The organism is Micromonospora sp. NPDC005173 (assembly GCF_040608515.1).
In the GTDB taxonomy this organism is placed as follows: Bacteria; Actinomycetota; Actinomycetes; order Mycobacteriales; family Micromonosporaceae; genus Micromonospora.
The window spans coordinates 14,442-39,504 of record NZ_JBEXIK010000004.1 but is presented as its reverse complement, the minus strand read 5'-3'; the positions used below and the strand labels follow the sequence as shown (position 1 = coordinate 39,504).

The 25,063-nt window shown below is 71.7% G+C and carries 23 protein-coding genes; 11 read left to right on the top strand and 12 right to left on the bottom strand.

What is annotated here, in order from left to right; all coding sequences use genetic code 11:
* Positions 1 to 55: 55 nt before the first annotated feature.
* The 3 genes from ABZV00_RS07360 (at position 56) to ABZV00_RS07350 (ending at position 10,076) form a co-directional block, all read left to right on the top strand.
* The gene (locus ABZV00_RS07360) at positions 56 to 3,172 is read left to right on the top strand and encodes an amino acid adenylation domain-containing protein (RefSeq protein WP_355602682.1); all 3,117 of its coding nucleotides are present in this window, start codon (positions 56 to 58) and stop codon (positions 3,170 to 3,172) included.
* Positions 3,169 to 8,754 (top strand): amino acid adenylation domain-containing protein, encoded by a 5,586-nt coding sequence (locus ABZV00_RS07355; RefSeq protein ID WP_355602680.1) that lies wholly within the window; start codon positions 3,169 to 3,171, stop codon positions 8,752 to 8,754. Before ABZV00_RS07360 ends, ABZV00_RS07355 begins: the two co-directional genes overlap by 4 nt.
* A 260-nt stretch (positions 8,755 to 9,014) precedes the next feature.
* Complete coding sequence (locus tag ABZV00_RS07350) at positions 9,015 to 10,076, top strand: FUSC family protein (protein WP_355602678.1); 1,062 nt, start codon at positions 9,015 to 9,017, stop codon at positions 10,074 to 10,076.
* Between the two features lie 84 nt (positions 10,077 to 10,160).
* Here the strand turns inward: ABZV00_RS07350 and ABZV00_RS07345 are convergent, their stop codons facing one another.
* Positions 10,161 to 10,502, bottom strand: coding sequence for a hypothetical protein (locus ABZV00_RS07345; RefSeq protein ID WP_355602676.1), 342 nt, complete (start codon positions 10,500 to 10,502; stop codon positions 10,161 to 10,163).
* A 198-nt stretch (positions 10,503 to 10,700) separates the two neighbouring features.
* Between ABZV00_RS07345 and ABZV00_RS07340 the strand changes: the two genes are divergently transcribed.
* A complete protein-coding gene (locus tag ABZV00_RS07340; protein ID WP_355602674.1) occupies positions 10,701 to 11,468 on the top strand; it encodes a DUF5753 domain-containing protein in 768 nt (255 codons plus the stop codon).
* Positions 11,465 to 11,650: a DUF397 domain-containing protein gene (locus ABZV00_RS07335; RefSeq protein ID WP_355602672.1), complete on the top strand. Its 186-nt coding sequence runs from the start codon at positions 11,465 to 11,467 to the stop codon at positions 11,648 to 11,650. Before ABZV00_RS07340 ends, ABZV00_RS07335 begins: the two co-directional genes overlap by 4 nt.
* 34 nt (positions 11,651 to 11,684) lie before the next feature.
* Here ABZV00_RS07335 and ABZV00_RS07330 read toward each other — a convergent pair whose 3' ends face one another.
* The 3 genes from ABZV00_RS07330 to ABZV00_RS07320 form a co-directional block, all read right to left on the bottom strand.
* A complete protein-coding gene (locus ABZV00_RS07330) occupies positions 11,685 to 12,689 on the bottom strand; it encodes a MerR family transcriptional regulator (RefSeq protein WP_355602670.1) in 1,005 nt (334 codons plus the stop codon).
* 6 nt (positions 12,690 to 12,695) lie between these two features.
* The gene (locus ABZV00_RS07325) at positions 12,696 to 13,358 is read right to left on the bottom strand and encodes a HEAT repeat domain-containing protein (RefSeq protein ID WP_355602668.1); all 663 of its coding nucleotides are present in this window, start codon (positions 13,356 to 13,358) and stop codon (positions 12,696 to 12,698) included.
* 96 nt (positions 13,359 to 13,454) lie between these two features.
* Positions 13,455 to 14,579 (bottom strand): NAD(P)/FAD-dependent oxidoreductase, encoded by a 1,125-nt coding sequence (locus ABZV00_RS07320; RefSeq protein WP_355602666.1) that lies wholly within the window; start codon positions 14,577 to 14,579, stop codon positions 13,455 to 13,457.
* Positions 14,580 to 14,607: 28 nt separating this feature from the next.
* Between ABZV00_RS07320 and ABZV00_RS07315 the strand changes: the two genes are divergently transcribed.
* Positions 14,608 to 15,333: a TetR/AcrR family transcriptional regulator gene (locus tag ABZV00_RS07315; RefSeq protein WP_355602664.1), complete on the top strand. Its 726-nt coding sequence runs from the start codon at positions 14,608 to 14,610 to the stop codon at positions 15,331 to 15,333.
* Between the two features lie 81 nt (positions 15,334 to 15,414).
* Here ABZV00_RS07315 and ABZV00_RS07310 read toward each other — a convergent pair whose 3' ends face one another.
* The 3 genes from ABZV00_RS07310 to ABZV00_RS07300 all read right to left on the bottom strand — a co-directional run bounded on the left by ABZV00_RS07310 (position 15,415) and on the right by ABZV00_RS07300 (position 17,891).
* Entirely contained in the window at positions 15,415 to 16,629 is a 1,215-nt protein-coding gene (locus tag ABZV00_RS07310; RefSeq protein ID WP_355602663.1) for a sigma-70 family RNA polymerase sigma factor, read from the bottom strand.
* Positions 16,629 to 17,015 (bottom strand): YciI family protein, encoded by a 387-nt coding sequence (locus ABZV00_RS07305; RefSeq protein WP_355602661.1) that lies wholly within the window; start codon positions 17,013 to 17,015, stop codon positions 16,629 to 16,631. Before ABZV00_RS07305 ends, ABZV00_RS07310 begins: the two co-directional genes overlap by 1 nt.
* Positions 17,016 to 17,300: 285 nt before the next feature.
* Entirely contained in the window at positions 17,301 to 17,891 is a 591-nt protein-coding gene (locus ABZV00_RS07300) for a DinB family protein (RefSeq protein WP_355602659.1), read from the bottom strand.
* 160 nt (positions 17,892 to 18,051) lie between these two features.
* On the opposite strand from ABZV00_RS07300, the gene ABZV00_RS07295 reads away from it, so the two are divergent.
* The gene (locus ABZV00_RS07295) at positions 18,052 to 18,540 is read left to right on the top strand and encodes a YcxB family protein (RefSeq protein ID WP_355602657.1); all 489 of its coding nucleotides are present in this window, start codon (positions 18,052 to 18,054) and stop codon (positions 18,538 to 18,540) included.
* A 76-nt stretch (positions 18,541 to 18,616) separates the two neighbouring features.
* Here the strand turns inward: ABZV00_RS07295 and ABZV00_RS07290 are convergent, their stop codons facing one another.
* Genes ABZV00_RS07290 through ABZV00_RS07280 form a run of 3 tightly spaced genes read right to left on the bottom strand, consistent with a single transcriptional unit; the run spans position 18,617 to position 20,851 of the window.
* Complete coding sequence (locus tag ABZV00_RS07290; protein ID WP_355602655.1) at positions 18,617 to 19,861, bottom strand: hypothetical protein; 1,245 nt, start codon at positions 19,859 to 19,861, stop codon at positions 18,617 to 18,619.
* Positions 19,862 to 19,911: 50 nt separating this feature from the next.
* Positions 19,912 to 20,427 (bottom strand): NUDIX domain-containing protein, encoded by a 516-nt coding sequence (locus tag ABZV00_RS07285; protein ID WP_328417431.1) that lies wholly within the window; start codon positions 20,425 to 20,427, stop codon positions 19,912 to 19,914.
* On the bottom strand, positions 20,420 to 20,851 hold the full coding sequence (locus ABZV00_RS07280; RefSeq protein WP_328417430.1) for an OsmC family protein: 432 nt from the start codon (positions 20,849 to 20,851) through the stop codon (positions 20,420 to 20,422). The genes ABZV00_RS07285 and ABZV00_RS07280 overlap by 8 nt, the downstream gene beginning before the upstream one ends.
* Before the next feature lie 94 nt (positions 20,852 to 20,945).
* Between ABZV00_RS07280 and ABZV00_RS07275 the strand changes: the two genes are divergently transcribed.
* On the top strand, positions 20,946 to 21,437 hold the full coding sequence (locus ABZV00_RS07275; protein ID WP_328417429.1) for a type II toxin-antitoxin system PemK/MazF family toxin: 492 nt from the start codon (positions 20,946 to 20,948) through the stop codon (positions 21,435 to 21,437).
* Between the two features lie 22 nt (positions 21,438 to 21,459).
* On the opposite strand, the gene ABZV00_RS07270 is transcribed toward ABZV00_RS07275, so the two are convergent.
* Positions 21,460 to 22,098, bottom strand: a complete 639-nt coding sequence (locus ABZV00_RS07270; RefSeq protein ID WP_355602652.1) for an NAD(P)H-dependent oxidoreductase — start codon at positions 22,096 to 22,098, stop codon at positions 21,460 to 21,462.
* A 162-nt stretch (positions 22,099 to 22,260) separates the two neighbouring features.
* On the opposite strand from ABZV00_RS07270, the gene ABZV00_RS07265 reads away from it, so the two are divergent.
* The 3 genes from ABZV00_RS07265 to ABZV00_RS07255 all read left to right on the top strand — a co-directional run bounded on the left by ABZV00_RS07265 (position 22,261) and on the right by ABZV00_RS07255 (position 24,171).
* On the top strand, positions 22,261 to 22,605 hold the full coding sequence (locus ABZV00_RS07265; protein WP_328417425.1) for a metalloregulator ArsR/SmtB family transcription factor: 345 nt from the start codon (positions 22,261 to 22,263) through the stop codon (positions 22,603 to 22,605).
* Positions 22,589 to 23,062 carry an SRPBCC family protein gene (locus tag ABZV00_RS07260; protein WP_328417423.1) on the top strand — a complete coding sequence of 158 codons (474 nt, stop codon included), beginning with the start codon at positions 22,589 to 22,591 and terminating at the stop codon, positions 23,060 to 23,062. The genes ABZV00_RS07265 and ABZV00_RS07260 overlap by 17 nt, the downstream gene beginning before the upstream one ends.
* A 95-nt stretch (positions 23,063 to 23,157) precedes the next feature.
* A complete protein-coding gene (locus ABZV00_RS07255) occupies positions 23,158 to 24,171 on the top strand; it encodes a phosphotransferase (protein WP_355602650.1) in 1,014 nt (337 codons plus the stop codon).
* 24 nt (positions 24,172 to 24,195) lie between these two features.
* On the opposite strand, the gene ABZV00_RS07250 is transcribed toward ABZV00_RS07255, so the two are convergent.
* Complete coding sequence (locus ABZV00_RS07250) at positions 24,196 to 24,846, bottom strand: GGDEF domain-containing protein (RefSeq protein WP_328417419.1); 651 nt, start codon at positions 24,844 to 24,846, stop codon at positions 24,196 to 24,198.
* Positions 24,847 to 25,063 lie beyond the last annotated feature (217 nt).

The window sequence follows — 25,063 nt, the reverse complement described above, 5'->3', positions numbered from 1 at the left end:
GCGCGAGGAGTGCAGCGAAGCGGAGCCCCGCAGTCGCGAACGGAAGGCAGCAACGATGACCAGCGAGTGGACCTTCCCGGCCTCCTTCGCCCAGGAGCGGGTGTGGACGGCCAACCAGCTCGACACCGGTTCGCCGGTCTACAACGTCTCGGCGCCGTGGCGGTTCCCGGCCGGCGTCACCGTGGCCCAGGCCGTCGAAGTGTTCGCCCAGGTCGTCGAGCGGCACGAGTCGCTCCGTACCCACCTGCGGATGGTCGACGGCGCGCTGGTGCAGGTGGTCCGGGCCGCCGAGCCGCTGGAACTGCCGGTGCTGGACCTGACCGGCCTGCCCGCAGACGAGCAGGAGCGGCGCCACGCTGAGACCATGACCGAGCTGGCCCGGACCCCGATCCCGCTGGACTCCCCGCCACTGTGGCGGGCCCGGCTGGTCCGCTTCTCCGGCGAACAGCTCGGGTTGCAGTTCGTGGTGCACCACGCGGTCTTCGACAGCCACTCCGCCGTGCTGTTCGACGCCGAGGTGGCCGCGTTCGCCCGGGCCGCGCTGACCGGCGCACCCGCCGACGTGCCGGAACTGCCCATCCAGTACGCCGACTTCGCCGTCTGGCAGCGCCGCCAACTCACCGGCGACGAGCTGGACCGGCAGCTCGCCTTCTGGCGCGACCACCTGGCCGGCGCGCCAGCGCTGACCGGCCTGCCACTGGACCGGCCGCGCCCCGCCCAACTCGGCTTCGCCGGCGACGAGGTGCGCTTCGACCTCCCCGACGGGCTGCTGGACCGGGTCGGGCAGCTCGCCTCCGGCACCTCGGCCACCCCGTACATGGTGCTGCTGGCCGCCTTCGCCGCGCTGCTGTCCCGGATCTCCGGCGACCCCGAGGTGGTGGTGGGCGTCTCCACCGCTGGCCGGGACACCGCCGAGCTGACCCCGCTGATCGGCATGTTCGTCAACCCGGTGGCGCTGCGCTGCGACCTGACCGCAGACCCGACCGTCACCGAGTTGCTCGGCCGGGTGCGTACCGGCCTGGTGGACGCGATGGAGCACGGGCAGGTCCCGTTCCAGCGGATCGTCGAGGCGGTCGCCCCGCAGCGCGACCCGTCGGTGCAGCCGGTGTTCCAGACCGCGCTGAACCTCATCCCGGACTCGGGCCTGGACCCGGTGCCGCTGGGCACCACCAAGGACGACCTGGCCTTCGACATCACCGGCGGCACCAGCCGGCTGGTCTACCGCACCGACCTGTTCGACCGGGCCACCGCCGAGACGGTCGTCGCCCGCTACCTGCGGCTGCTCACCGCCGCTGTCGCCGACCCGGGGACGCGGCTGTCCGCGTTGCCCCTGCTCGACGACGCCGAACGCGACCTGCTGCGCACCTGGACCGGCACCGGCCGCGAGGTGGCCCCGAGCACCCTGGTCGCCGAGGTGGAGCGGCAGGCCGCCGCCACCCCGGCCGCGGTCGCCCTGATCTGCGACGGAACGGAGCTGAGCTACGCCGAGCTGGCCGCCCGGGCCAACCGGTTGGCCCGGCTGCTGGTCGGCCGTGGCGCCGGCCCGGAGACCCGGGTCGCGCTGCTGCTGCCCCGCTCGGTGGAGCTGCTGGTGGCCATCCTCGCGGTGCTGAAAGCCGGCGCGGCGTACCTGCCGGTGGACACCGGCTATCCGGCGAACCGGATCAACTATCTGCTGACCGACGCGGAGCCGACGCTGGTGCTGGCCACCGCGCAGACGGCTGCGCTGGCCCCGGCCGACGCACTGGTGCTGGACCCGGCGACCGCCGCCGACCTGGACGACGCCGACCTCACCGACGACGCCCGCCGGGCGCCGCTGCGCCCGGAGCACCCGGCATACCTGCTCTACACCTCCGGTTCCACCGGCCGACCCAAGGGCGTGCTGGTCGAGCACCGCGCGGTCACCGCCTACCTGGCCTGGGCCCGGGACACCTACCCGGGCCTGGCCGGCACCGCGTTGCTGCACTCGCCGGTCTCGTTCGACCTGACGGTGACCGGGCTGCTCGGCCCGCTCACCGCCGGCGGCACGGTCCGGCTGGCCGGCATCGACACGCCGGCCGCCCGGGCCGGCGGGCCGCCGACCTTCCTCAAGGTCACCCCCAGCCATCTGCCGCTGCTCGACGACGCGCTGTCGCCCACCACCGACCTGGTGATCGGTGGGGAGGCGCTGACCGGTGAGCAGTTGGCCGGCTGGCGGGCGGCGCACCCCGAGGTGGCCGTGATCAACGAGTACGGCCCGACCGAGGCCACCGTCGGCTGCGTCGCGGCCCGGATCGCGCCCGGGAGCCCGGTACCCACCGGGCCGGTGCCGATCGGCCAGCCCACCTGGAACACCCGGGTCCACCTGCTCGACGCGGCGCTGAACCCGGTGCCGCCGGGCGTGGTCGGCGAGCTGTACGTCGCCGGGGCGCAACTGGCCCGGGGCTACCTGCGCCGCGCGGCGCTCACCGCCGAGCGATTCCTGCCCTGCCCGTACGGGCCGCCGGGGGAGCGGATGTACCGCACCGGTGACCTGGCCCGCTGGCGGGCCGACGGCACGCTGGACTACCTGGGCCGCCGGGACGACCAGGTCAAGATCCGGGGGATGCGGATCGAGCTGGGCGAGATCGAGTCGGTGCTGCGTGCCCGCCCGGACGTGGACGCGGCGGCCGTGGTGGTCCGTGCCGACAGCGGCGAGCCGACGCTGGTCGGCTACCTGGTCGGCCCGGTCGACGAGACGGCGCTCGCCGCCGAGTTGGCCCTTGAGCTGCCCGCGCACCTGGTGCCCGGCGCGTTCGTCCGGGTGGACGCGCTGCCGCTGACCCCGAACGGCAAGCTGGACACCGCCGCGCTGCCGGCACCGGCCGCCGCCACCTCCGACGGTTTCCTCGCCCCGCGCACCGACGCCGAGGCGCTGGTCGCCGAGGTCTACGCCGAGATCCTCCAACTGGAGAAGGTCGGCGCGCTCGACGACTTCTTCGCCCTCGGCGGCAACTCGCTGCGCGGCATGCGGGCGATGGCCCGCATTCGCGCCGAGGTGGACGTGGAGTTGCCGATGCGGGCGCTGTTCAGCAGCCCGGTGGTGGCCGACCTGGCCGCCCAGATCGAGCAGCGGATCGCCGCCGAACTGGACGAGCTCTCCGAAACCGAAGTCGCCGCGCTGCTCGCGGCGGAGAAGGAAACCCCGTCATGACCGACGTGAAGGATCCGGCCCGCGACGCCGCCCGACAGGCGCTGATCTCCCAACGGCTGCGCCGTCGGTCGGGCGGTACACCCGCCGCGCAACGGATCACGCCCCGCCCGCCGGACGCCGAGGTGCCGCTGTCGTACGCGCAGGAGCGGGTCTGGTTCATGGACCAGCTCGCTCCCGGCGAGGCCGCTTACCACATCGCGGTGCCGCTGCGGGTGCGCGGCCCGCTCGATGTCGCGGCGCTGCGCCGCGCGCTGGCCGACCTGACCCGGCGGCACGAGTCCCTGCGCACCCGGTTCCCGGCCGACTCCGACGGTCGGCCGACCGTGGTGCTCGACGACGCGGTCGAGGTGCCGCTGACCGTGCTGGACGCCGTCGACGAGGCCGCCGCCGAGGCGCTGGTCGACCACGCCGCCGCGGAACCGTTCGACCTGGCCAACGGGCCGCTGCTGCGCGCTCTGCTGATCCGGCTGGCGCCGACCGAGCACGTGCTCTTCCTCGGCCAGCACCACATCGTCGGCGACGGCTGGTCGGTGGACGTGCTGCTGCGCGACCTGATCACCGGCTACCGCGACGGGGAACTGCCCGCCCTGCCGGTGCAGTACGGCGACTTCGCGGTCTGGGAGGCGCGGGAGCTGGCCGGTCCGGGCGCCCGTCGGCACCTGGACTGGTGGAAGGGGCGGCTGGCCGGGATCACCCCGCTGGAGTTGCCGCTGGACCTGCCCCGGCCGGCCACCCAGACCTACCGGGGCGACTTCGTCGAGTTCACTGTGGACAGGGTCGCCACCGATGGGCTGCTGGCGCTGACCCGCTCCTACGGCGGCACGCTGTTCATGACGCTGCTCGCCGCGTACCAGGTGTTCCTGGCCCGGCACTCCGGGCAGGACGACTTCGCGGTCGGCGCGTCGGTGGCCGGTCGGTCCGCACCGGAGCTGGAGAACGTGGTCGGCATGTTCGTCAACATGCTGCCGATGCGCGCCGAGCTGGCCGGCGACCCGACCTTCACCGAGCTGCTGGAGCTGACCCGGCGTGCGGTGCTGGACGGGCTGGAGCACGCCGAGGTGCCGTTCGCGCGGGTGGTGCACGAGCTGGGGCTGCCCCGCGACGTCAGCCGCTCACCGGTGTTCCAGGCGATGTTCGTCTTGCAGAACTACGAGATGGGCCGGTTCGACGGGGTCGCCGAGGGCGCCGGGGTCGGCTTCGAGTGGCATCCGATGGAGCTGCGCGCCACCCGCTTCGACTTCGAGCTGCACGCCGTCGAGACCGGTGACGGGCTCTGGGGCAAGCTGGTCTTCAACACCGACCTGTTCACCCGGGACACCGTCGAGCGGATGGCGCACCGGCTGACCACCCTGCTGCGCGCCGTGGTCGCCGTCCCGGACCGGCCGGTCTCCGCGCTGGATCTGCTCGCCCCTGCCGAGCGGGAGCTGCTCGCCGGCTGGAACGACACCGCCGGCGACTTCCCCCGGCAGCAGACCCTGCACGCCCCGATCGAGGAGCGGGCTGCCCGTACGCCGGACGCGGTGGCGCTGACGTTCGCCGGCCGCTCGGTGACGTACGCCGAGCTGAACGCGGCGGCGAACCGGATCGCGCACCGGCTGCGAGCCTGCGGAGTAGGCCCGGAGACCCTGGTCGGGGTCTGCGCGGAACGCTCCGTGGAGCTGGTCGCCGGCCTGCTCGGCGTGCTCAAGGCCGGTGGCGCGTACCTGCCGCTGGACCCGGAGTACCCGGCCGACCGGCTGGCCTTCATGGTCACCGACGCCGCCGCGCCGGTGGTGCTCGTGCAGGAGCACCTGCGCGACGTGCTGCCGGCGACCGACGCCAGCGTGCTCGCCCTGGACGACGAGTCGGTCTGGGCCGACCAGCCGGCCACCGACCCGACGCCGACGGCCGGCCCGGCGCACCTGGCGTACGTCATCTACACCTCCGGCTCCACCGGCCGGCCCAAGGGCGTGCCGAACACCCACCGGGGCATCGTCAACCGCCTCGACTGGATGCAGCGCACCTACCGTCTCGGCGCCGACGACGCGGTCCTGCAGAAGACCCCGGCCAGCTTCGACGTCTCGGTGTGGGAGTTCTTCTGGCCGCTGCGGGAGGGCGCCCGGCTGGTACTGGCCGAGCCGGGCGGTCACAAGGACGCTGGCTACCTGCGCGACCTGCTGATCTCCGAGCGGGTCACGAACGCCCACTTCGTACCGTCGATGCTCACCGTCTTCCTCGCCGAGGACGGCGTCGAGGCGGCCACCGCGCTGCGCCGGGTGATCTGCAGCGGTGAGGAACTGCCGGTCGCCGCGGCCCGGGACTTCACCGCCCGGCTGCCCGGCTGCGGTCTGCACAATCTGTACGGCCCGACCGAGGCGGCGATCGACGTCAGCGCGTGGGCGTGCGACCCGACGCTGCTGGCCGAGCTGACCAGCGTGCCGATCGGCGCGCCGATCAGCAACCTGCGGCTGCACGTGCTGGACGCCCGGGGCAATCCGTGCCCGGTCGGCGTCGCCGGTGAGCTGCACATCGGCGGCATCGGACTGGCCCGTGGCTACCACCGCCGGCCGGCTCTGACCGCCGAGCGGTTCGTCCCCGACCCGTTCGCCGCCGAGCCGGGCGCCCGGCTCTACCGCACCGGCGACCTGGCCCGCTGGCGGGTCGCGCCCGGCGTACCCGGCGAGGCGGACGACCGGACCGGCGCCGCGCCGGCCGACGTGACCCGGACCGGCGGCGACGCTGGCGGCCCGCCCGGCGGGGTGCTGGAGTTCCTCGGGCGGATCGACCACCAGGTCAAGCTGCGCGGGCTGCGCATCGAGCTGGGTGAGATCGAGAGCGCGCTGCGCGCCCAGCCGGGGGTGACCGAGGCGGTGGTGCTGGTCCGCGAGGACGCCCCCGGCGACAAGCGGCTCACCGGCTACCTGGTCGGCGCGGCCGAGCACGACACGGTCAAGGTGGCGCTGAAGGAGACCCTGCCGGAGTACATGGTGCCGGCCGCGTTCGTCACGCTGGACGCGCTGCCGCTGACCCCGAACGGCAAGCTGGACCGCAAGGCGCTGCCCGCGCCGGTGGTCACCCGCGCCGCGTCGGTGGCGCTGGTCGAGCCGCGCGACGACACCGAGCGGCTGCTCGCCGGCATCTGGTCCGACGTGCTCGGGGTGGACACCCTCGGCATCGACGACGACTTCTTCGACCTGGGTGGGCACTCGATGCTCGCCACCCAGGTGGTGGCCCGGATCCGCAAGGCCGAGCACGGCGGGCGGCCGGTCGGCGTGATGGACCTGTTCCAGCAGCGGACCATCCGCGACCTGGCCACCTTCATGTCCGGCGGCGGCGAGGGCGACGGGCCGCGCCGGCTGCTCTACGAGCTGACCAAGCCGATTCCGGCGGCGCAGCGGGTGATCACCTATGTCTGCGTGCCGTACGGCGGCGGCAGCGCGATCGTCTACCAGCCCCTCGCGGACGCGCTGCCGGCCGGGCACGCGCTGTGGTCGCTGGCCATCCCCGGCCACGACGTGGGGCTCACCGAGGACGCGCTGCCCTTCGACGAGCTGACCACCCGGGTCGCCGAGGAGATCCTGGAGCGCGTCGAGGGTCCGCTCGCCCTGTACGGGCACTGCGGCGTCGGCAGCGCGATCGTCGCCGAGGTGGCGCGCAAGGTGGAGGCCGCCGGTCGGGAGTTGACCGCGCTCTACATCGGCGCGATGTTCCCGTTCGCCCGCCCGAAGGGACTGTTCGCGGCGGTCCGCACCCGACTGGAGAAGCTGCGCAGCAACAAGCACTACGCGAGCTGGCTCAAGTCGATGGGGGTGGACACCGACGAGCTGGACCCGGAGCAGGCTGACCGGATCATCAGCAACATGCGGGCCGACTCCCGAGCCTCGGAGGAGTACTTCACCGACCTGCTCGACCGGCGCGCGGTGAAGCTGCGTGCCCCGATCATCTCGGTGGTCGGCTCGGAGGACCCGGTCACCGACTACCACACCGAGCGGTACGCCGAGTGGCAGTTCCTCAGCGACCGGCTGGCGCTGGTCGTGCTCGACCAGGCTGGGCACTTCTTCCTCAAGTACCGGGCGCAGGAGTTGGCCGAGATCGTCACCCGGGTGCACCCGGCGCTCGCCGCCGGCGACGTCTCCGCCCTGACCGCGGCGGCGCGCGGTGAGGACGCCGGCTGGGCGGTGGCCGACACCCGCGGGGTCGACGACATCACCGGTCCGGAGCAGCCGGTGGTCCGTCCGAGCATGGCCCGGTTCGTGGCGGTCACCGCCGGGCAGTTGGTCTCCACCACCGGCTCCGCGCTGACCGCGTTCGCCCTGCCGATCTGGCTGTTCACCCGCACCGGCTCGGTGGCCAACCTGGGTCTGCTCTGGGCACTCGCGCTGGTCTGCGGGGTGCTGATGCTGCCGGTGGCCGGCGCGATCACTGACCGGGTCAGCCGGCGGAAGATCATGATGATCGCCAGTTGCAGCGCCGGCTCGATCCAGCTCGTGCTCGCCGCGCTGCTCTGGACCGACAACCTGGCGCTCTGGCACATCTACGCCCTGGTGGCGTTGAGTCAGGTGGCCGGGTCGTTCCAGCGCATCGCGTTCCAGTCGGCCGTGCCGCAACTGGTGCCCAAGCGCTACCTGGGGCACGCGATGGGCATCACCCAGCTCTCCAACGGCTTCGGCATGCTGCTGATGCCGGTCTTCGCCGCGGGTCTGCTGGCCGCCATCGACCTCAAGGGCATCCTGCTGCTGGACGTGGTCAGCTACCTGGTCGCGGTGGTGACCCTGTCGTTGGTCCGCTTCCCCGACCTGCTCGGTTGGCGGCCCAAGGAACGGCTGCTGGTGGCGATCGCCAACGGCCTGCGCTACTCGTGGCGGCACCGCGGCTTCCGGCTGATGCTGGGCTACTTCGCGCTGGGCAACATCTTCCTGGCCCCCGCGCTGGTGCTCACCACCCCGCTGGTGCTCTCCTTCGGCAGCGCCACGCAGGTGGCCCAGGTGGCTCTCGCCGAGGCGGTCGGCGCGGTCGCCGGTGGCGTGCTCATGTCGCTCTGGGGCGGGCCCCGGCACCGGCGCATGATCGGCGTACTGATCGGCAACCTCGGCACCGCGCTCGGCTGCGTCCTGGTCGGCCTGGACGCGTCGGTCGCGATGATCTGCGTCGGGGCGTTCTGGCTGGCCATGTCGATGACCACCGCGCAGTCCATCTACGCCACCATCGTCCAGGTCAAGGTGCCGCAGCGTTTCCACGGCCGGGTGTTCAGCCTCAACCAGACCATCTCCTGGTCGACGCTGCCGATCGGCTTCGCGCTGCTCGCCCCGGCGGCGACCAGCCTGTTCGAGCCGCTGCTCGCCTCGGACGGGGCGCTCGCCGGGTCGGTGGGCGCCGTGATCGGCACCGGCCCGGGCCGGGGCATCGGCTTCGCGTACGTCTGCTTCGGCGCGGCGCTGTTCCTCATCACCCTGGGCGGCTTCGCGATCCGGCTGCTGCGCCGCTTCGACCTGGAGGTGCCGGACTCGCTGCCCGACGACCTGATCGGCGCGCAGGAGCGGGAACGTCGGCTGGCGGCCCGCGCCGCGCAGCGCGAGGAGGAGCGGGTGCCGGTCGGGGTGTGACGGGTGCGGGTGCCACCGCGGTGCCGCACGGCACTGCGGTGGCACCCATCGCGTAAGAGATCATGTTGGGGATTGGCCGGATCTGCCGAGCTGCGCCGTGGTACGAGTGCTCGGTGAATCCTGATGGCCGCCGTCAGCCGGGCGCCAGCCCGACACGGCGCGACCGGCTGGCGGCACGTGCGAAGGCAACTGCTGTTCGGGCTCGGGGTCGAGGTGGCCGGGCGGGACGACTGCGGCTGAGCCAACTGGAAGCCGCCCTGGTGATCTCGGTGCAGGCGGGCCTCGCTGCGGCTCTGGCCTGGTCGATCGGCCACGACCTGCTGGGCAACCCCGCGCCGATCTTCGCCCCTTCCGCCGCGGTCGGCACGATCGTCGCCTCACTCGGGCAGCGCGCACACCGCACGGTCGAACTGCTGCTCGGCGTCGGGCTCGGCATCGCCACCACCGACTTCCTGCTGAGCTTTCTGGGCACCGGGTTCTGGCAGACCGGATTCATCGTCGGATGCGCCATCCTCGCCACGCTTGTGCTGTTCGGGCGCAGTGGGGCTGCCGTCGGCCAGGCCGGCGGCACGGCGGTGCTGCTCGCGGCCCTCGCTCCGGCTCAGAAGGACCTGGAGTGGCCGCGGATCGTGGAGGCGATGGTCGGCGGCGTGGTGGGCATCGTGGTCGTCGCGTTGCTGGTGCCGTTGAACCCGATGCGGATCCTCGACCGTGACGCGGCCCCGATCTTCCACTGCCTCGCACGTCAGTTGCGAGAGGTTTCCGCAGCGCTGACGACGAGCGATCAGCAGCGGGCGGTTCGCGCGTTGGACGCCCTCCGCGGCATGGGGCCGGACCTCGATCGGATGCACCAGGCACTCAGCGGCGCCGAGGAGGTGGTCAGCCTCGCGCCGGCCCGTTGGCTGCGCCGTCAGGATGTGGAGCGGTTCGCGCGCGCGAGCCAGCTGCTGGAACGAGTCATCGAGCACAGCCGGGGAGTGGCCCGCCGCTCGGCGATGGCGTTGCAGTACAACGAGCCGATTCCGCCCGACCTGCCCGCCAGCGTCGGACAACTCGCCGACGCGGTCGACCTGCTGCGCCGTGAGCATCGCGCCGGGCGCCCCACCGAGAGGACCCGCCACGCGGTGCGCGCTGCCCTCCACCAGGCTGGCCGAGCCCGAGCCCAGGGGGTCGACGAGTTTGGCGACGCGGTGGTGACCCAACTGCGTACCGCCGCCAGCGACCTCCTTCGCGCCACCGGCTACGACCCGACAACGGCGAACGACGAGGTACGGAAGGCAGTGCAGGACGGCGAGAACTCTGTTCACGCGGGCGATGATTAGCGGCCTGGTCATCGGGCCGAGGCCCGGCCAGGCGATCCCACACGCCTGACAGCGCCAGGTGGGCCGCGAGGGACCGGCGGCGGGTCACACCGTCACCCGCAGGGGTACGACCGGCCGGCGCCGACGGACCGGGGCGGGTGGAGCCGTCAGCCAGCGCACACCCTCGGGCATCAGGTACAGCTCGCGGCGGGCTACCGCGTCGCCGTGCGGGGCCAGCTCGTAGCACTCGATCCACAGCCAACCGTGGTAGGTGTGCCGGTCGGCCAGTACGCGGATCACGCGGACGGTGACCGCCCGGACGAACTGCGGGCTCGCATCCCGGGTCAGGCGCAGCAGGTCACCGGACTGGATCGTCCGCTCTGCCACCTCGGCATTCGGCCTCGCGTCGGGCGTCTTCGGTGTGTCCGGCACGGCTTCCCCTCGCATTCGGTGATGGGAAGGGGGCCCGGCCTCGGTGCTCGCCGTCGGATCGGCCGGGCCCCCGGCACGAACGCGGGCGGCGGGCTTCTGTCGCCTCCACCACTCACGCCGTCTACGCAGCACCCTGCCGAGGGTTGCGTGACAATCACACAGCGTTAGATGATTTCTTCGGTACGTACCATTTGCTCCCGAAGGGACGCGGGCATGAACCATGCATTCGTCGCGGCGCTCGCCGAGGCGTGCGAGACGGCCGAAAGCCTGGCCGGTCGCATCGGTCTGCACCCGAAGACCGTCGCCCGGTGGGCAAACCCGGGGCGCATCCCGCAGACCCGGCACCGTGCCGAGGTAGCACAGATCCTCCGGAAGGACGTGCTGGAACTATGGCCGGACGTGCTCAACCGCCGTGAGCCGGTGTGGTTCCGACCGTGGGTCGACATCGAGCGTGAAGCGGTCGCGCTGCGGGCGTTCCAGCTCGCCTGGGTTCCGGGCCTGCTCCAGACCGAGGCGTACGCACGCGCCACGCTTGCTTGGGAGGCGCTGATCCCAGCCGAGATAGACGAGTTGGTCGCGGCACGCATCGACCGGCAAGCGATCCTGACCCGTGAGCGCGGACCCCTGTTCATCGCGGTGCTGGACGAAGGGATCATCCGCCGCCCGGTCGCCGGGGGCCGGGCGCTCATGGCTGCCCAGCTCGCTCACCTCTTGGTCTGTGCCGACCTGCCGAGCGTTCAACTCCACATCGTGCCGAGCGAGGCGGCAGCCTACCCGGGGCTCAATGGGCCGTTCACACTCGCCGAACTGCCCGGCGGAACGCGAGTGGCGCATGTGGACAGTCAGGCGCACGCGCAGATCGTCGACCAGGCGTCGGAGATTGCTACGCTGGAGCGACGGTGGGAACGCATACGGGGCGAGGCCCTTCCCCGCGGGCGGTCCCTGGACCTCCTGAAAGAAGCGGCAGCCTCATGGACATGACCGGCGCGCGGTGGCGCAAGAGCACGAAGAGCGGCAGCAACGGCGGCGACTGCGTGGAGGTCGCCGACAACCTTCCCGGCGTCGTCCTGGTCCGCGACACGAAGAACCGCGACGGCGGCACCCTGGCCTTCAGCCCGACGGCGTGGCGCACATTCGTCACCCAGGTCGCCGAGCGGCCGTAGGTGCTTCTGCCTTCCCGCACACCGTGACGGTCCGTTACCGCGCGTCGCGCAGCTTCAGAATGTATGTCGCAGTAAGCGCAACGGCACGGTCTTCGTCATGTGACAGATCTGCGAGGGCGCGTGCGGTCGTGATCCCCGGGATGTCCGCGAGCGCCTGTGTCAGCCGTCGACGGACAGACGATTCACCCGTGCCGTGAGCGAGGCAGTCAACGAGCCTGGTAGCGATCTGATCCGCCAACGCGGGGTCACTCGCCAGCGCGCTCAATGCATCGGCTGCATCGACGTCATTCGTCTCCTCAACGACCATGTCGATGAGCGTCGGGACCGCGTCGGCTACTCCACGTGCCCCGAGCGCCAGAGCTGCATACCTGCGTACCACGATGTCGGAGCTCGCGAGGGCGTCCCGCAGCAGCGCGGTCGCGTAACCGTTCGGGATCTCGGCGATGGACTGGACGGCACGCTTCCGCACCTCGGCCACGGGTGAGCCGAGGCCCTCCGCCAGCAGTGCCAAACCGCCACCGCCCGATTGCGCCAGAGCCCATCGAAGAGCTCCGGCGACGTTCGGGTCCGTCTCGCTCAGCGCTGCCTCGACCAGTGCCTCCACTGGTACCGGAACCTCCTCGACTGCCGACAAGGCCGCGCGCTGGCGCTTCCCGGCACTCTCCGACCCCAGTGCCTGGAGGAGGGCAACGACCTGGAGGACGTCCTCCCAGCCGGCGGGTTCCGCGGCACCGATCCGACCGAGTCGGGTGAGCAGCTCCGTCTCCTCTGCGATGCGCTTTCGCGTCTGGCGGATGAGGTCATCGACGAGCTCTGACGGCGTGAAGCCGGGATCATCGAGCGCGCGCCCGACCTCACGCAGCGACAGCCCCAATGACCGCAGGCTCTCGATATGGAAGATCCGCCGGATGTCCTCGCTGGAATACTCCCGATAGCCACCGCCGGTACGACCCGTCGGCCGCACCAACCCGAGCGAGTCGTAGTGCCTGAGCATCCGGGCGCTGACCCCGGACCGTCGTGCCACCTCACCGATCAACACTGCCTGTCACCCCTCCTGGCCGGCCCTGCCGACGGCTACGACGCGCTTCGCCTCCTCGATCGCGAACTCGAATCCGGCATCCGGGTCGCGCAACAGCCCTTCCGTGGCGATCGCGTGCGCGCGCACGCGAGGGTCGAGATCCGTCATCGCGGCGCGCAGGGTCGGCATGATCACCTCACCGAGCGCGATCAGCGCCCGGCTCAGGCTCAACTGCGTCTCACGCTCGCCGCGCCCGAGCTGTGTCGACAGCACTCCGGCCAACCCGAGTTCTTCACCTTCGGGCACGAGTACGACCGCTGCTCGCCAGGCGCTCCGCGCCACCTCGTCGTCGGCGTCGGTCAGCAGCGCCCGTGTTATCGCTGGCCACGCCTGCCGATCCCCGATCTTGGACAGCGTGTGCAGCGCCTGGCTTCGTGCCTGCGCACGCTCCGAGCGAAGTTCGTCCATGAGCTTTGGGACCGTCACTGCTGACGAGTGTCGGATGAGTGCCCACGTCAGCATCTCGCGTACGTGAAAGTCGGGCTCGATCGCGCATCGTTCGATGAGCTTGTCGATGAACCGGGGGTCAGGGTTCGTGCCGACCGCCAGCGCTGCCCGCAGCCGCACCGACGAGCCGCTGTTCGCCAGCCCCTGGAGAGCTCGCATCGCGTCCGTGTCCTCGTTCGGCATGGTCATCGGGACCACCTCCCTGACACAGTGAAGAGCTTGTCACTGTGTCAAGGTCAAGCGGGACCATCCCGTGCGATGGTCAGGCGCAGCGCGTTCTCAGTCTGCGGGTGCCGGTTCGGCGGGCCGGGGCGTGAAGAAGCGGATGATGTCTTCCGCTGCGGTGGGGGACAGCATCATCGCCTGGACTCGTGCGGACATTTCGGCGATCGGGTGGATCCTGCTGAACATCGCCTCCTCGTACGCCTGAATTGCAGAGTCCGGGTCGGCGGGGTTGGCGGCGAGTCGGCTGGCGAGTTCGGCGGCGTCGAGCATGGCCTGGTTGGCGCCCTCGCCGACCGGCGGCATGAGGTGCGCGGCGTCGCCGATGAGGGTGATACCCGGCCGGCTGGACCAGCGCGTACCAATGGGCATCGCTTCGATCCTGCGCGGCGTCGGCGCGCTGTCGCCGGCCTCGATGAGTGCGGTGAGGCGTGGGTGCCAGCCACCGAACATGTCCAGCAGAGCAGGCTTGCTGCGATATGTGTCGATCGAGCGATCCTCTGCGCGCAGCGAGATCCCGACGCGGAGGCTGCCATCGCCGATGCGTTGCGCTGCCAGGATCTGATTCACCCCGACGCACCACAGGTTCCCGGGGCCGACCAGCTCGGCGAGATCGGGATGGCGCCGGTCGACGTCGCAGATGTTCAGCTCCGCAAAGGTGGCCACATAGGATGTTTCCGCGTCGGTCAGCAGCGACCGGACAACCGAGCGCGCGCCGTCGGCACCGATGAGGATGTCGCAGTCGATTTTGTGGCCGCCGTCGAACGTCAGTCCCCAGCCTCCGTCAGGTCGTGGCGTCGCTGCGACAAGCCGGTGTCGCCACGCAACCGCGCCGCTGGGGAGCGAATCGAGCAGAAGATCACGCAGTACGCTCCGGTCAATCTCGGGACGTCCGGAGAATGAGCCAGGTTGCGGCTCATGGTGTACCAGGGTCCGTCCGGTCGGGTCGACGATGCGATGTTCCTCGCCCTCGGGCCGCGCCTCCGACCGGAACCGGCCGGTGAGGCCCGCCTCGGCCAGGGCCCGTTGCCCGGACTCCGGGTGCAGGTCGAGCGTGCCGCCTTGCGATCGCGCGGATCGGCTTGCCTCGCGCTCGTACACCACCGCATCGATGCCGTGCCGATGCAGGATCCGTGCCAGCGTCAGCCCGCCAAGGCCGCCACCGGCAATCGCGATTCTCATCTTCGTCCCCTTAGCGTACGCTGTATTCATGGATACGCCGTACGGTAGCGCGCCGATGCCCGTTTGGGAACGGCCCGAGCCCCAGCCGCGAGCGGCGCCGGTGCCGTTGAGCCGCGAGAAAATCGCCGCTACGGCGATCCGGCTAGCCGACGTGCACGGCCTCGACGGACTGTCGCTTCGCAAGATCGCAAAAGAGCTGGGGGTCGGCCCGATGCGGCTCTACGACTACGTGACCAACAGATCCGAACTGCTCGATCTGATGGTCGACGTCGTCTATGCCCGGATCGCCGAGGTCGGCCGGCACTCCGAGTGGCGCGCCACGGTGCTGGCCGTCGCCCACGCGACCCGCGACGCCGCCCTTGATCATGAGTGGTTTTCCGATCTGCTCGGCGGGAGGCCACACTTGGGACCTCACGCGCTCGCCGTGGGCGAAGCGACCGCGGCGGCGCTGAGCCAGGCCCCCAGCGTGCGCGGCATCGACGATCTCCAGCGGGCTTTGAGCGCCCTCAACGCCTTCATCATCGGAGCGGTCCGCAGAGAGGTCACCGAGCGACGCACCGCCCGTTCCACCGGCACCGATGAGGCCGCCTGGCAGGCCAGCCTCGGCCCCTACCTCACCCGCATGTTGAAGACCGGCCGGTACCCCACCGTCGCCCGGCTCGTCATCGACGGCGCCCACCTCAACGCCGAGGAAACCTTCAACCACAACCTGACCACCGTCTTGGACGGCATCACCAGCCATCCCCGCGCGTGACCAACTGCTCCGAGGCCAGCGGCCGAAGCGGGGAGGGAGACAACTCATCTGCTCGGATCCTGGCTGACCGAGCTGGGGAAGTCAGCCCAGCGCGGCTGCCTTACGCAGCAGCACTGAGCGTTCGCGCTGGTTGGCGCATAGCCGGGCCGCCAATTCCAGCTCGGCGCGTGCCTCCGGTCGCCGGCCGAGGCGGGTCAGCAGCTCACCGCGCACGGTGGGAACCAGATGCGAACCGGGGAGCCGGTCCGAGGCGATCAGCTCGTCCACGATGGCCAGGGCTTGCGCTGGACCCGAGGCCATGGCCACGGCGACGGCCCGGTTGAGTTCGACCACCGGGGAGGGCGCGACCCGGCCGAGCGCCTCGTAGAGCACCACGATCCGGTCCCAGTTGGTCTCCTCGACCGAGGGTGCCGACGCGTGGGTGGCGGCGATCGCGGCCTGCAGACCGTAGGGGCCGAGGCCGCGAGTCGATGCCTTGGCCAGCGCGGCCAGCCCACGGCGGATCGCCGGGAAGTCCCACAGCCGCCGGTCCTGGTCCTCGAGTAGGACCGGCGAGCCGTCCGGGCCGGTCCGGGCCGGGAAGCGCGCGGCCGTCAGCTCGCACAGCGCGAGCAGGCCGTGCACCTCCGGCTCGTCCGGCTGCAGCGCGGCCAGCGTGCGGGCCAGCCGGATCGCCTCGTACGCGAGGTCGGGACGCAGCAGCCGGTCGCCCGACGTCGCCGTCGACCCCTCGGTGAAGATCACGTAGAGGACGCTGAGCACGCCGCCCAGCCGTTCCCGGCGCTCGCCGGCCGCCGGCAGTTCGAACGGCACCCCGGCCGCCGCGATCGTCTTCTTGCCCCGGGTGATGCGGGCCTGCACGGTCGGCACGGGTACGAGGAACGCGCGGGCGATCTCCTCGCTGGGCAGGCCGCCGACCACGCGCAGGGTCAGCGCCACCCGGGCCTCCGGGGAGAGCACCGGGTGGCAGCTGACGAACATCAGCGCCAGGACGTCGTCGTCGATCTTGTCGGGGTCGACTTCTTCGTCGACCGCGGGGTCGGCCGCCAGCAGGGCGTATCGGTGCTGAAGGGCGGCCCGGCGGCGGATCGCGTCGATCGCCCGCCGCCGGGCCGTGGCCATCAGCCAGCCGGCCGGATTGGCCGGAGCGGCACGCGGCCACGACACCAGCGCCTCAGCCACCGCCTCCTGGGCCGCGTCCTCGGCCAGCCCGAAATCGCCGGTGAACCGGGTCAGCGCGGCGACGATCCGGGCCGACTCGATCCGCCAGACGGCCTCGACGTCGGCCGTACCCATCAGATCTGGCCGTTGCTCTCGCCGCCCTGCGGGACCTCGTCGGCCTCGGCCACCCGCCGGACCTCGATCTTGGACCCGCGGACCGCCGGGACCCGCTTGGCCCACTCGATCGCCTCCTGTTTCGTGGCGACATCGAGCAGGAAGTAGCCACCGAACAGTTCCTTGGTCTCGCCGTACGGCCCGTCCGTGACCACCGGCGCCTCGCCGCTGAAGTCGACCACGACGCCCTGGCCCGGATCGTCCAGCCCTTCCGCCGCGACGAGAACGTCGGCCTTCATCATGTCCTCGATGAACTGGCGGGTCGTGGCCATCATCTCGTCGAGATCAGCCATCATGGCCGCGTTCGTCTCATCGGTGCCCCGCATGATCAGCAGGTACTTCGACATCGCGTTCTCCTCGTCCGGCGGGGCCGCCCGTCGGCCCTCGCCCCCACACGTCGAACGAGCGGCCCGCGGATCGACACAGCCCCGGAAAAAATCTTCCCACCCGCGTCCCGCCCGTCAGGCCGGCCCCTGAGCGTTGGCCAACGCGGACGCCTGGCTGATCAGGAAGCTCATTGTCGCAGTTCGGCAGGGCGGCAACGCTCACCCGGATCTCCGGTACATCGCCAGCCGCTCGCAACGTCGCCGGTGGATGCTGACCTCACCGCCGGTGTTGACGGACCCGGACGGCTATCCGAATCGGTCAGCGAGCTTCGTCAGCTTGGTGACGTACGCCGGCCAGTCATAGTCGTCGGGGATGTTGGTGTTCTCCCGCCGCAGGCCGATCGCCGTGTCGTGCTGCTCGCGCATGATGTCGGCGTGACCGGCGTGACGAGCGAGGTCCAAGGTCACGTGGACGATGATCCTTTGCAGCGTCACGTCCTGTGCACCTGGCCGCCACCACGGCACCCGCCCCGGCGCGTCGAGCGGTAGCTGTTGGATCGTCTGATCCGCGAACACCCCGACACGGCGATACAGGTCGATCAGTCCATCCTTCGTCTCGTCCTCCGTCGCGTACCAGTCTGCCTGCGGGTCCTCCTCGAACGCCTGCATGGGGACCAGTTCCTCAGGCGTCGGGAATTCGCGCCCGAAGGTAGGCCCAAAGTAGCCGGCTTCGACATTGAGGCAGTGTTTGAGGACTCCCAGTAGGTTGTTGCCGGTCGCGGTGCGGGGCATTCTGGCTTCGCGTTCGCTCAGCCCGTCGACCTTCCAGATCAGGTCTTCGCGAGTCGCCTGGAGGTAGTGGTGCAGCGCGGCCTTCGCATCGCCCAAGTCAGCCATGCCCGCCAGTTTTCCTTACGCGCCGAGCCATCGTGCGAGGTGTCCTCTACAAGATCAGCGCCCGGCTGCAGCGGTCAGCATCTTCAGGCCGAAGCGGCCGGCCAGCGGGGCGGAAGTCAGGCGCCGCCCGGGCGGCGGGTGGGGGCACTATCGTTCTGGCGTGCACATCCGTTTTGACGTCCCAGCCGATCCCGCCTACCCAGGCCGCGTGGCCGCTGCGCTGAGCAGCGTGCGGCTGCGCAGGTTCGGCTATATCGGCGCGGTGCTGGCGGTGGTCGGGGCGATCGGTTTGGCCGTCTCGCGAGGGTTCGCGTGGGGCGAGCAGATCTCACCGCTGTGGATTGCGATGGTCGTGGGTGGCCTGCTGTCGATGCTGTACTCGCCGTGGGTGCGGTTGCGCGCCCGGCGCCGCTCCAGTCGTTTCGCTGTCGAGGGCAGCTACGACATCACCGATGACAACATCATGATGCGCAGCGGCTCGGAGTCCGGCGGCATCGCCTGGGACGGGGTCGCCCAGGTAAGGGATACCCCGGAGTTCTGGATCGTGTACGTCGGCCAGATGCCGGCGACCGTCATCCCACGTCGGTTGATGTCCGCCGAGGACGCCGAGACGTTGCGAGCCCATATGGCCAAACGTGGGCTCCTTTAGTTTCGGTGAACGCATCTGCCGCTGACAAAGCGTGCGGGCCGCCGGCGCTTCGTCACTGCGCACGGAACGCCCTGGCTCAGGCGTCGGCCTCGGGCAGCTCCTCCGGGTCGGCGACCCAGCCGGAGAAGACCGGCACCCCGTGCCAGGGCCCGATGGTGCCGTCCGGCCGGGTATCGGTGGCGACCGCGACCACCGCGTACGGGTGGCCGAAGCGCAGCTCGGCGGTGCGGGCGACGCCCTCGGGCGGCAGGCTGGTCAGGCCGAACATCCCGGTCACTGCCGCCGCCTCGAAGCCGTACCGGCCGAACCGGGCCATCGCCGCCTGACGCGCCTCGAAGGTCTCCACCGGCAGGGCCAGCGCGGTCGCCAACGTCGCCGACGCGGCCGGGAAGCCCAGTTTCGGAGCCGTCAGGTCATGCTCGCTCCGGGCCGACCAGCAGGGGAGTACCGCGCGGTGTCGCTCCTCTCGGCCGTCGCGGGCCCGGGTCCGTACCCGTTCCTCGCGCAGCGTCCACAGCGGAGTGTCGCCGAGCGGCAGGTCGAACAGCGAGCGGCGCCCGGCCGGCTCGGCGCCGTCGGCCGCGCCGGCGCTGAGGTGGTACGCGGCGGCCAGCACCTCGGCCGGCGGGACGTGCGGCGCGGCGGCCACCGAGACGACGACCAGCCCCGCGCCGTCGGTCGCCTGGGCTGGCGCGGCGTGCACGATCACGTCACCGGCCCCCGGGGTCGTCGCGATGGCGATCTGGTGGCCGTGGCCCGGGCTGCGCAGCGCCCGGCGCAGCTTGGTCGCCCAGGCGCTGTCGACGCCGAGCGCGTCAGCGTCGGCGACCTCGAACGGGTCGGCCCAGGAGATCCGGGTGGCCAGCGCGCTGGCCAGGGCCAGCACCACGTCCGGCCCGACCCGCAGCGGGAACGTCTCGATCAGGCCGAGGGTGTTCTCACGCGCCCAGGCGTCCAACCCGGCCTGGTCGGGTAGTGCGCCGACCTCGGTCGCCGCGGGCAGCGCGGCCCGCCAGTCGGACGGTCCGCCGTCGCCCTGCCCCGGCCGGTGCCACAGCGCGGTGGCGGACGCCACCAGCGGATGCGGCGCGTCCAGCAGCGCGCGGGCGACCTCGGCCGCGCTGGTCAGATCGGTGCCGAGGGCCTCCGCCAACCCGTCGGCCGCTCTGCGATCGACCGCACGGGGGCCGGTCGCCGCCGTGGCGGAGAGCGCGAGCAGCAGCCAGGCGCCGAGCGGGGAGGCGACGTGATGCTCGGCACCGATCTGAGCGTGCAGGTTCTCGGCGTACCGGGACAGCGGGCCGTGCAGGTCGCTCGTCATGCCCCCACTCTGCCCGCCGCCGCTCGGTCCGGCATCCTCGCTGACCCGGTTCACGAGAACAGTTCGAACGGTTCGTCGATCTCCTCGCCGGCCAGGAAGGGCGTGATCAGCCGGGGGAGCCGTCCCGGGTAGAAGCGGGCCGAGCTGGCCACCACCTCGGGCAGCGGCCACCAGCGGAAGCCGAAGTAGTCCTCCAGCTCGTAGTCGAGTCGCTGCGCCTCGTCCACGTCCGGACCGGGGCCGTCCAGCCGTACCGCGACGACCACCTCGTCCTGGACGTGGCGTAGTTGGCGGTGCAGGAAGCTCGCGCGCCGCCGCCAGGTTGGCGGGCCCACCTGGTCGGCGGTGACGGCGATGCCGGTCTCCTCGCGCAGTTCCCGCACCGCCGTGTCGCGGTAGGTCTCTCCGGGGTCCATGCCGCCGCCGGGCAGCTCCCACCAGGTGCCCAGCCGCGGGTGGTCCGGGTCGCGGGTGTGGAACAGCAGCACCCGGTCGGCGCCGTCGCGGACCACCACCCGCACCGCGCTGCGCTCCAGGATCGGCAGGTCGTGTGGCAGCTCAGTCATCGGTACGCCCGGCGCCGGCGATCTCGGTGCGACCCAGCCGTACGGGGGTGCCACCGCGCAGCGAGTTGGGGATCTCGGCGATCGCGTCCACCCGCTCGACCAGTGCCCGGAGCACCTCCGGCGGGGCGTCGCCCTCGACCCGTACGTCGTAGCGGACCTCCGTGGACACGGCCGGTTCGCCGGTGAAGTCGCCCCGCACCGTCACCTCGACCCGGTGCAGGTCGAGGCCGGCCGCCCGCGCCTCCCGGAACAGGTCGTTGGAGACGCAGCCGGCGACCGCGAGGTAGAGCAGTTGGCCCCCGTTGAACCCGAGCCCGCCACCGCCGCCGTCCACCGGCCGGTCCACCACCAGGGTGTACGCCCCGGCGGAACCGAGTGCCGTAACCGCCCCGGGCAGACTCCTGGTACGTACCTCGATGGTCACTGCGCGTACCTCCGCGTCGTCGCGATGCCGCGCACCAGTCTGCCGTAGTACCGCCCGCTTCGACGGCCGCTGCGGGACCGGTAGGCTGCCCGCCGTGGCTGGTCTGTTGAGGAATGTGGCAGCGCGCATCTCACGGGTGGGCGCCGCGATCCCGTCGCCCCGGCGGTCCGGTCCGGCCCCGGCGAAGGTGGCCCGCCAGCGCCAGGTGAGCGCGTTGCAGCGGCGGGAGCTGACCTACGCCCCCGAGCGGGACGGCCAAGCCGACCCCGGGGAGATCGTGTGGACCTGGGTGCCGTACGAGGATGACCCCCGGCAGGGCAAGGACCGGCCGGTGCTGGTTGTCGGGCGGCACAGCCGGACGCTGTTCGGGCTGATGCTGTCCAGCCAGAGCGAGCGGCACGGGCAGCGGCACTGGTTCGCGCTCGGGCCCGGTGAATGGGACCGGGACAACCGGCCGAGCTGGGTCCGGCTGGACCGGGTGCTCACCATGCGCGAGGACAGCATCCGCCGCGAGGGGGCCGTGCTGGACCGGCCTCGGTTCGACCGGGTCGGGCAGGCCCTGCGCGCCGGCTACGGCTGGCGCTGACCGCCCCGCCCGGCACCTGACGTCAGGCCGGCTCGCGGCCGGCACCCTTCGCGTCCGGCGGCGGGTACGGCTGTTCGGCAAGCAGCCGGGCCAGGTGTGCGCTGTTGAGTGCCAGCGTCTTCGTGGTGCGGCCGGTGGTGTCGGGCTTGGGACCGGCATCCTGGTAGTCCAGTGTGTGCAGCGCCTCGCCGACCCAGTAGGTGGCGCCGGCCCCGGCGCAGGTGAACCCGACCTCGTTGAGTGCCTGCTGCACCTGGCCGATGGTGTGGTGCGCGCCGTCCTCGTTGCCGACGACGGCCACGCCGGCCACCTTGCCGTAGGTGAGTAGCCGGCCCTCGGCGTCGGTCTCGGAGAGTTCGGCGTCCAGGCGTTCGAGGACCATCTTGCAGACGCTGGACGGCTGACCGAGCCAGATCGGCGTGGCGATGATGAGCACCTGGGCCGCCAGGATCTTGGCCCGAATCGCCGGCCAGCCGTCCCCGTCGCCCTCGTCCGTCGACACCCCGAACCGCACATCGTGGTCGACCACCCGGAGCATCTCGCCGTCCACACCCTGCATGGCGAGTTCGGCCAGCACCTCCCGACCGAGCTGTTCGGAGCTGGACGGGACCGGCGACGGCTTGAGGGTGCAGTTGAGAACGAGGGCGCGGATGCTCGCCACGTCGGTTCCTCTCGGCCGTCGATCGGTGATCGCCACTCATACCCCGGCGCCGGTCCGAATCACACCGGTGCCGGACCGGCTTCTCCTGACGGGGTTGACGGAACCCCGGTGAGCGGTATATTCAACCCAACGGTTGATAACCCAGATGGTTGAGAGCGACTAATGACAACAGATCCGGTCAGCGCGGTGTTCGCCGCTCTCGCCGATCCGACCCGGCGGGCCATCCTGGCCCGGCTGGCGGCTGGCGAGGCGACGGTCAACGAGTTGGCGGAGCCGTTCCCGATCAGCGTGCAGGCGATCTCCAAGCACCTCAACGTGCTGGAACGCGCCGGTTTGATCGTGCGGACCCGTGAGGCGCAGTGGCGTCGATGCCGGCTCGACCCGGCCCCGCTGCGCACGCTCGCCGAATGGGTCGAGCAGTACCGCCGGCTCTGGGACGACCGTTACGACAGGTTGGACGACTACCTACGCGATCTGAAGGAGAACAGTGATGAGCGAGCTCCGTGACCTCGTGATCGACCTCCCGTCCGACCGGGAGATCACCCTCACCCGTTCTTTCGACGCCCCGCGCGAGCTGGTCTTCGCCGCGCACACCCAGGCCGAGCACCTGAGGCAGTGGTGGGGGCGGGGCAACCCGCTGGACATCGAGATCGACTTCCGGGAGGGCGGCAGCTACCGCTTCGTCGAACACGCCGAGGACGGCAACGACTACGCGTTCCGCGGCGAGTTCCGGGAGATCGCCGCACCGGAGCGGATCGTGCAGACCTTCGAGTTCGAGGGCATGCCGGGCCAGGTGGCGGTGGAGACGATCGTCTTCACCGAGGGCGACGGCGGCACCGTGATCACCAGCACGACCCGGTTCGACACCAAGGAGCAGCGCGACGGCATGGCCGATTCCGGCATGGCGCAGGGCGCCGCCGAGTCGTACGCCGCACTGGACCGGCACCTCGCCACGCTGCGCTGAACCGGTCGGGCCCGGGTGCCGCGCGCGGCGACGCCCGGGCCGGCGCCGGTCTAAATTCGATGGGCCGGCGGCCCGGCCGATGGCAGGGTGTCCAAATGATCGAGGACGCGTCGCGGCAGGTGGTCGGCTGGGTCCGCGCGGACTTCGGCCTCGACCTGACCACGATGGACGAGGTGACCCACGGTGCCGACCAGCACGCCCGGCTGTGGCTGGCGCGAGCCGCCGACGGCGCCCGGTACGCGGTCAAGCTGAGCGGTGGCGGCACCCCGGCCGGCCTCGTCGTGACGGCGCACCTGGCCGGGCAGGGCGTGCCGGGCATTCCCGCGCCGTTGCGCACCCGCGACGGGCGGCTGTGCGGTGACCGCGACGGCCGCCGCCTCTCGGTGGTGCCCTGGGTCTCCGACCATCGGGCGCTCGACGGCCCGATGACCGAGGCGCACTGGCGCACGTACGGCGAGCTGCTGGCCGCGGTGCACGCGGTGCCGGTGACCGCCGAGCTGATGCGGCTGCTGCCGCCCGGCGGCGCGGCGTACCCGGCGATCGTGGCCGGGACCCGCGCGATGGCCGAGCGGTTGCGCGACCCGGACCCGGCCGACCCCGCCGGCCCGCTGCTGGCCGAGCTGGCGGGCGTCTGGTCCGCGGTGGCCGACCGGGTGTCGGCCCTGACCCGCGAGGTCGAGCGCCGCGCCGCCGACCCGGCCGGGCCAGTCGTGGTCTGCCACGGTGACCCGCACCTGGGCAATCTGCTGCTCGGCCCGGACGGGCAGGTCTGGCTGATCGACTGGGACGACGCGGTGCTCGCCCCGCCCGAGTGTGACCTGATGTTCGTCATCGGCGGGGTGCTCGCCTTCGCACCGATCACCGCCGAGCAGGAGATGGCCGTCCTCGCCGGCTACGGCCGGGTCGACGTCGACCCGGCCCGCCTGGCCTGGTTCCTCGCGGTCCGCGCGCTCGACGACCTGAGCGACTGGACCCGCCAGGCGTTGGACACCAGCGCCAGCGCGGCCGACCGGGCACGGTCAGCGGGGATCGTGCGGGGGTTGGTGTCGCCGGTCGGCCTGGTCACCCTCGCCGACGCTGCACTGCGCGACCTCGACCAGGTGCGTTGACCCCACCCGCGGATCCCCGACCGGTCAGCACTCGGCCACACGCGCGATGTCGACGAGCTGCCGGGGTGACCTGCTGCCGCCGAGACTCTTCGCCTGGTACATGGCCGCGTCGGCGCGGCTGAGCGCATCGGTGAGCTGGGCCGGGCCGGTCACCGGGGCGAGACCAACCGAGGCGGTCACCTGGACGCTGCATCCGGTCAGTCGGATCGGGGCGGCGAGGGTCTCGCTGAGCCGCCGGGTGGCGTGCTCGATCCAGCGCCGATCGACGGTCGGGCTGGCGAGCAGCCCGGCGAACTCGTCCCCGCCGAGGCGGGCGACGAGGTTGTCGCCAGCGAACCCGGCCAGCCGCTCGGCCACGCAGATCAGCACCTGGTCGCCTGCGGCGTGCCCGTACCGGTCGTTGATCTGCTTGAAGTCGTCCAGGTCGAGCACGATGGCGATCAACGGCTGCCCGGCCGCGTCGGTGAGCAGGGTGGCCGCGAGCCGGTAGAAGGCGCGCCGGTTGGGCAGCCCGGTGAGCGGGTCGTGGCTGGCGGCGTGCCGCTCGGCGGCGAGCTCGGCCTGGAGGTGCTCGATCTCGGCCTCGGCGCGCAGCGCCCGTCGGCGGAGCTGCCAGGAGGAGAGCAGCGCGCCCGCGGCGCAGATGCCGGAGGCGACACTCATCGGATCCGGCACGAACACTCCCATCGCCGCGACCGCCTCCAGCCCTCGGCCGGCGCGGCGCGCACGCCGCGTCGGGCCCAGTTTCTCCTGATGGTTGCCCCATTCGGGTAACTCAACGTAAACGGATGGGCACCGTTCACGTGCGTTATCATGCTCGCCGTCCGGTGCAGATGCAATAGCAGATGCACGTGCAGCACCGTCCAATGTCGATACCGCACCCCTCGCCGTC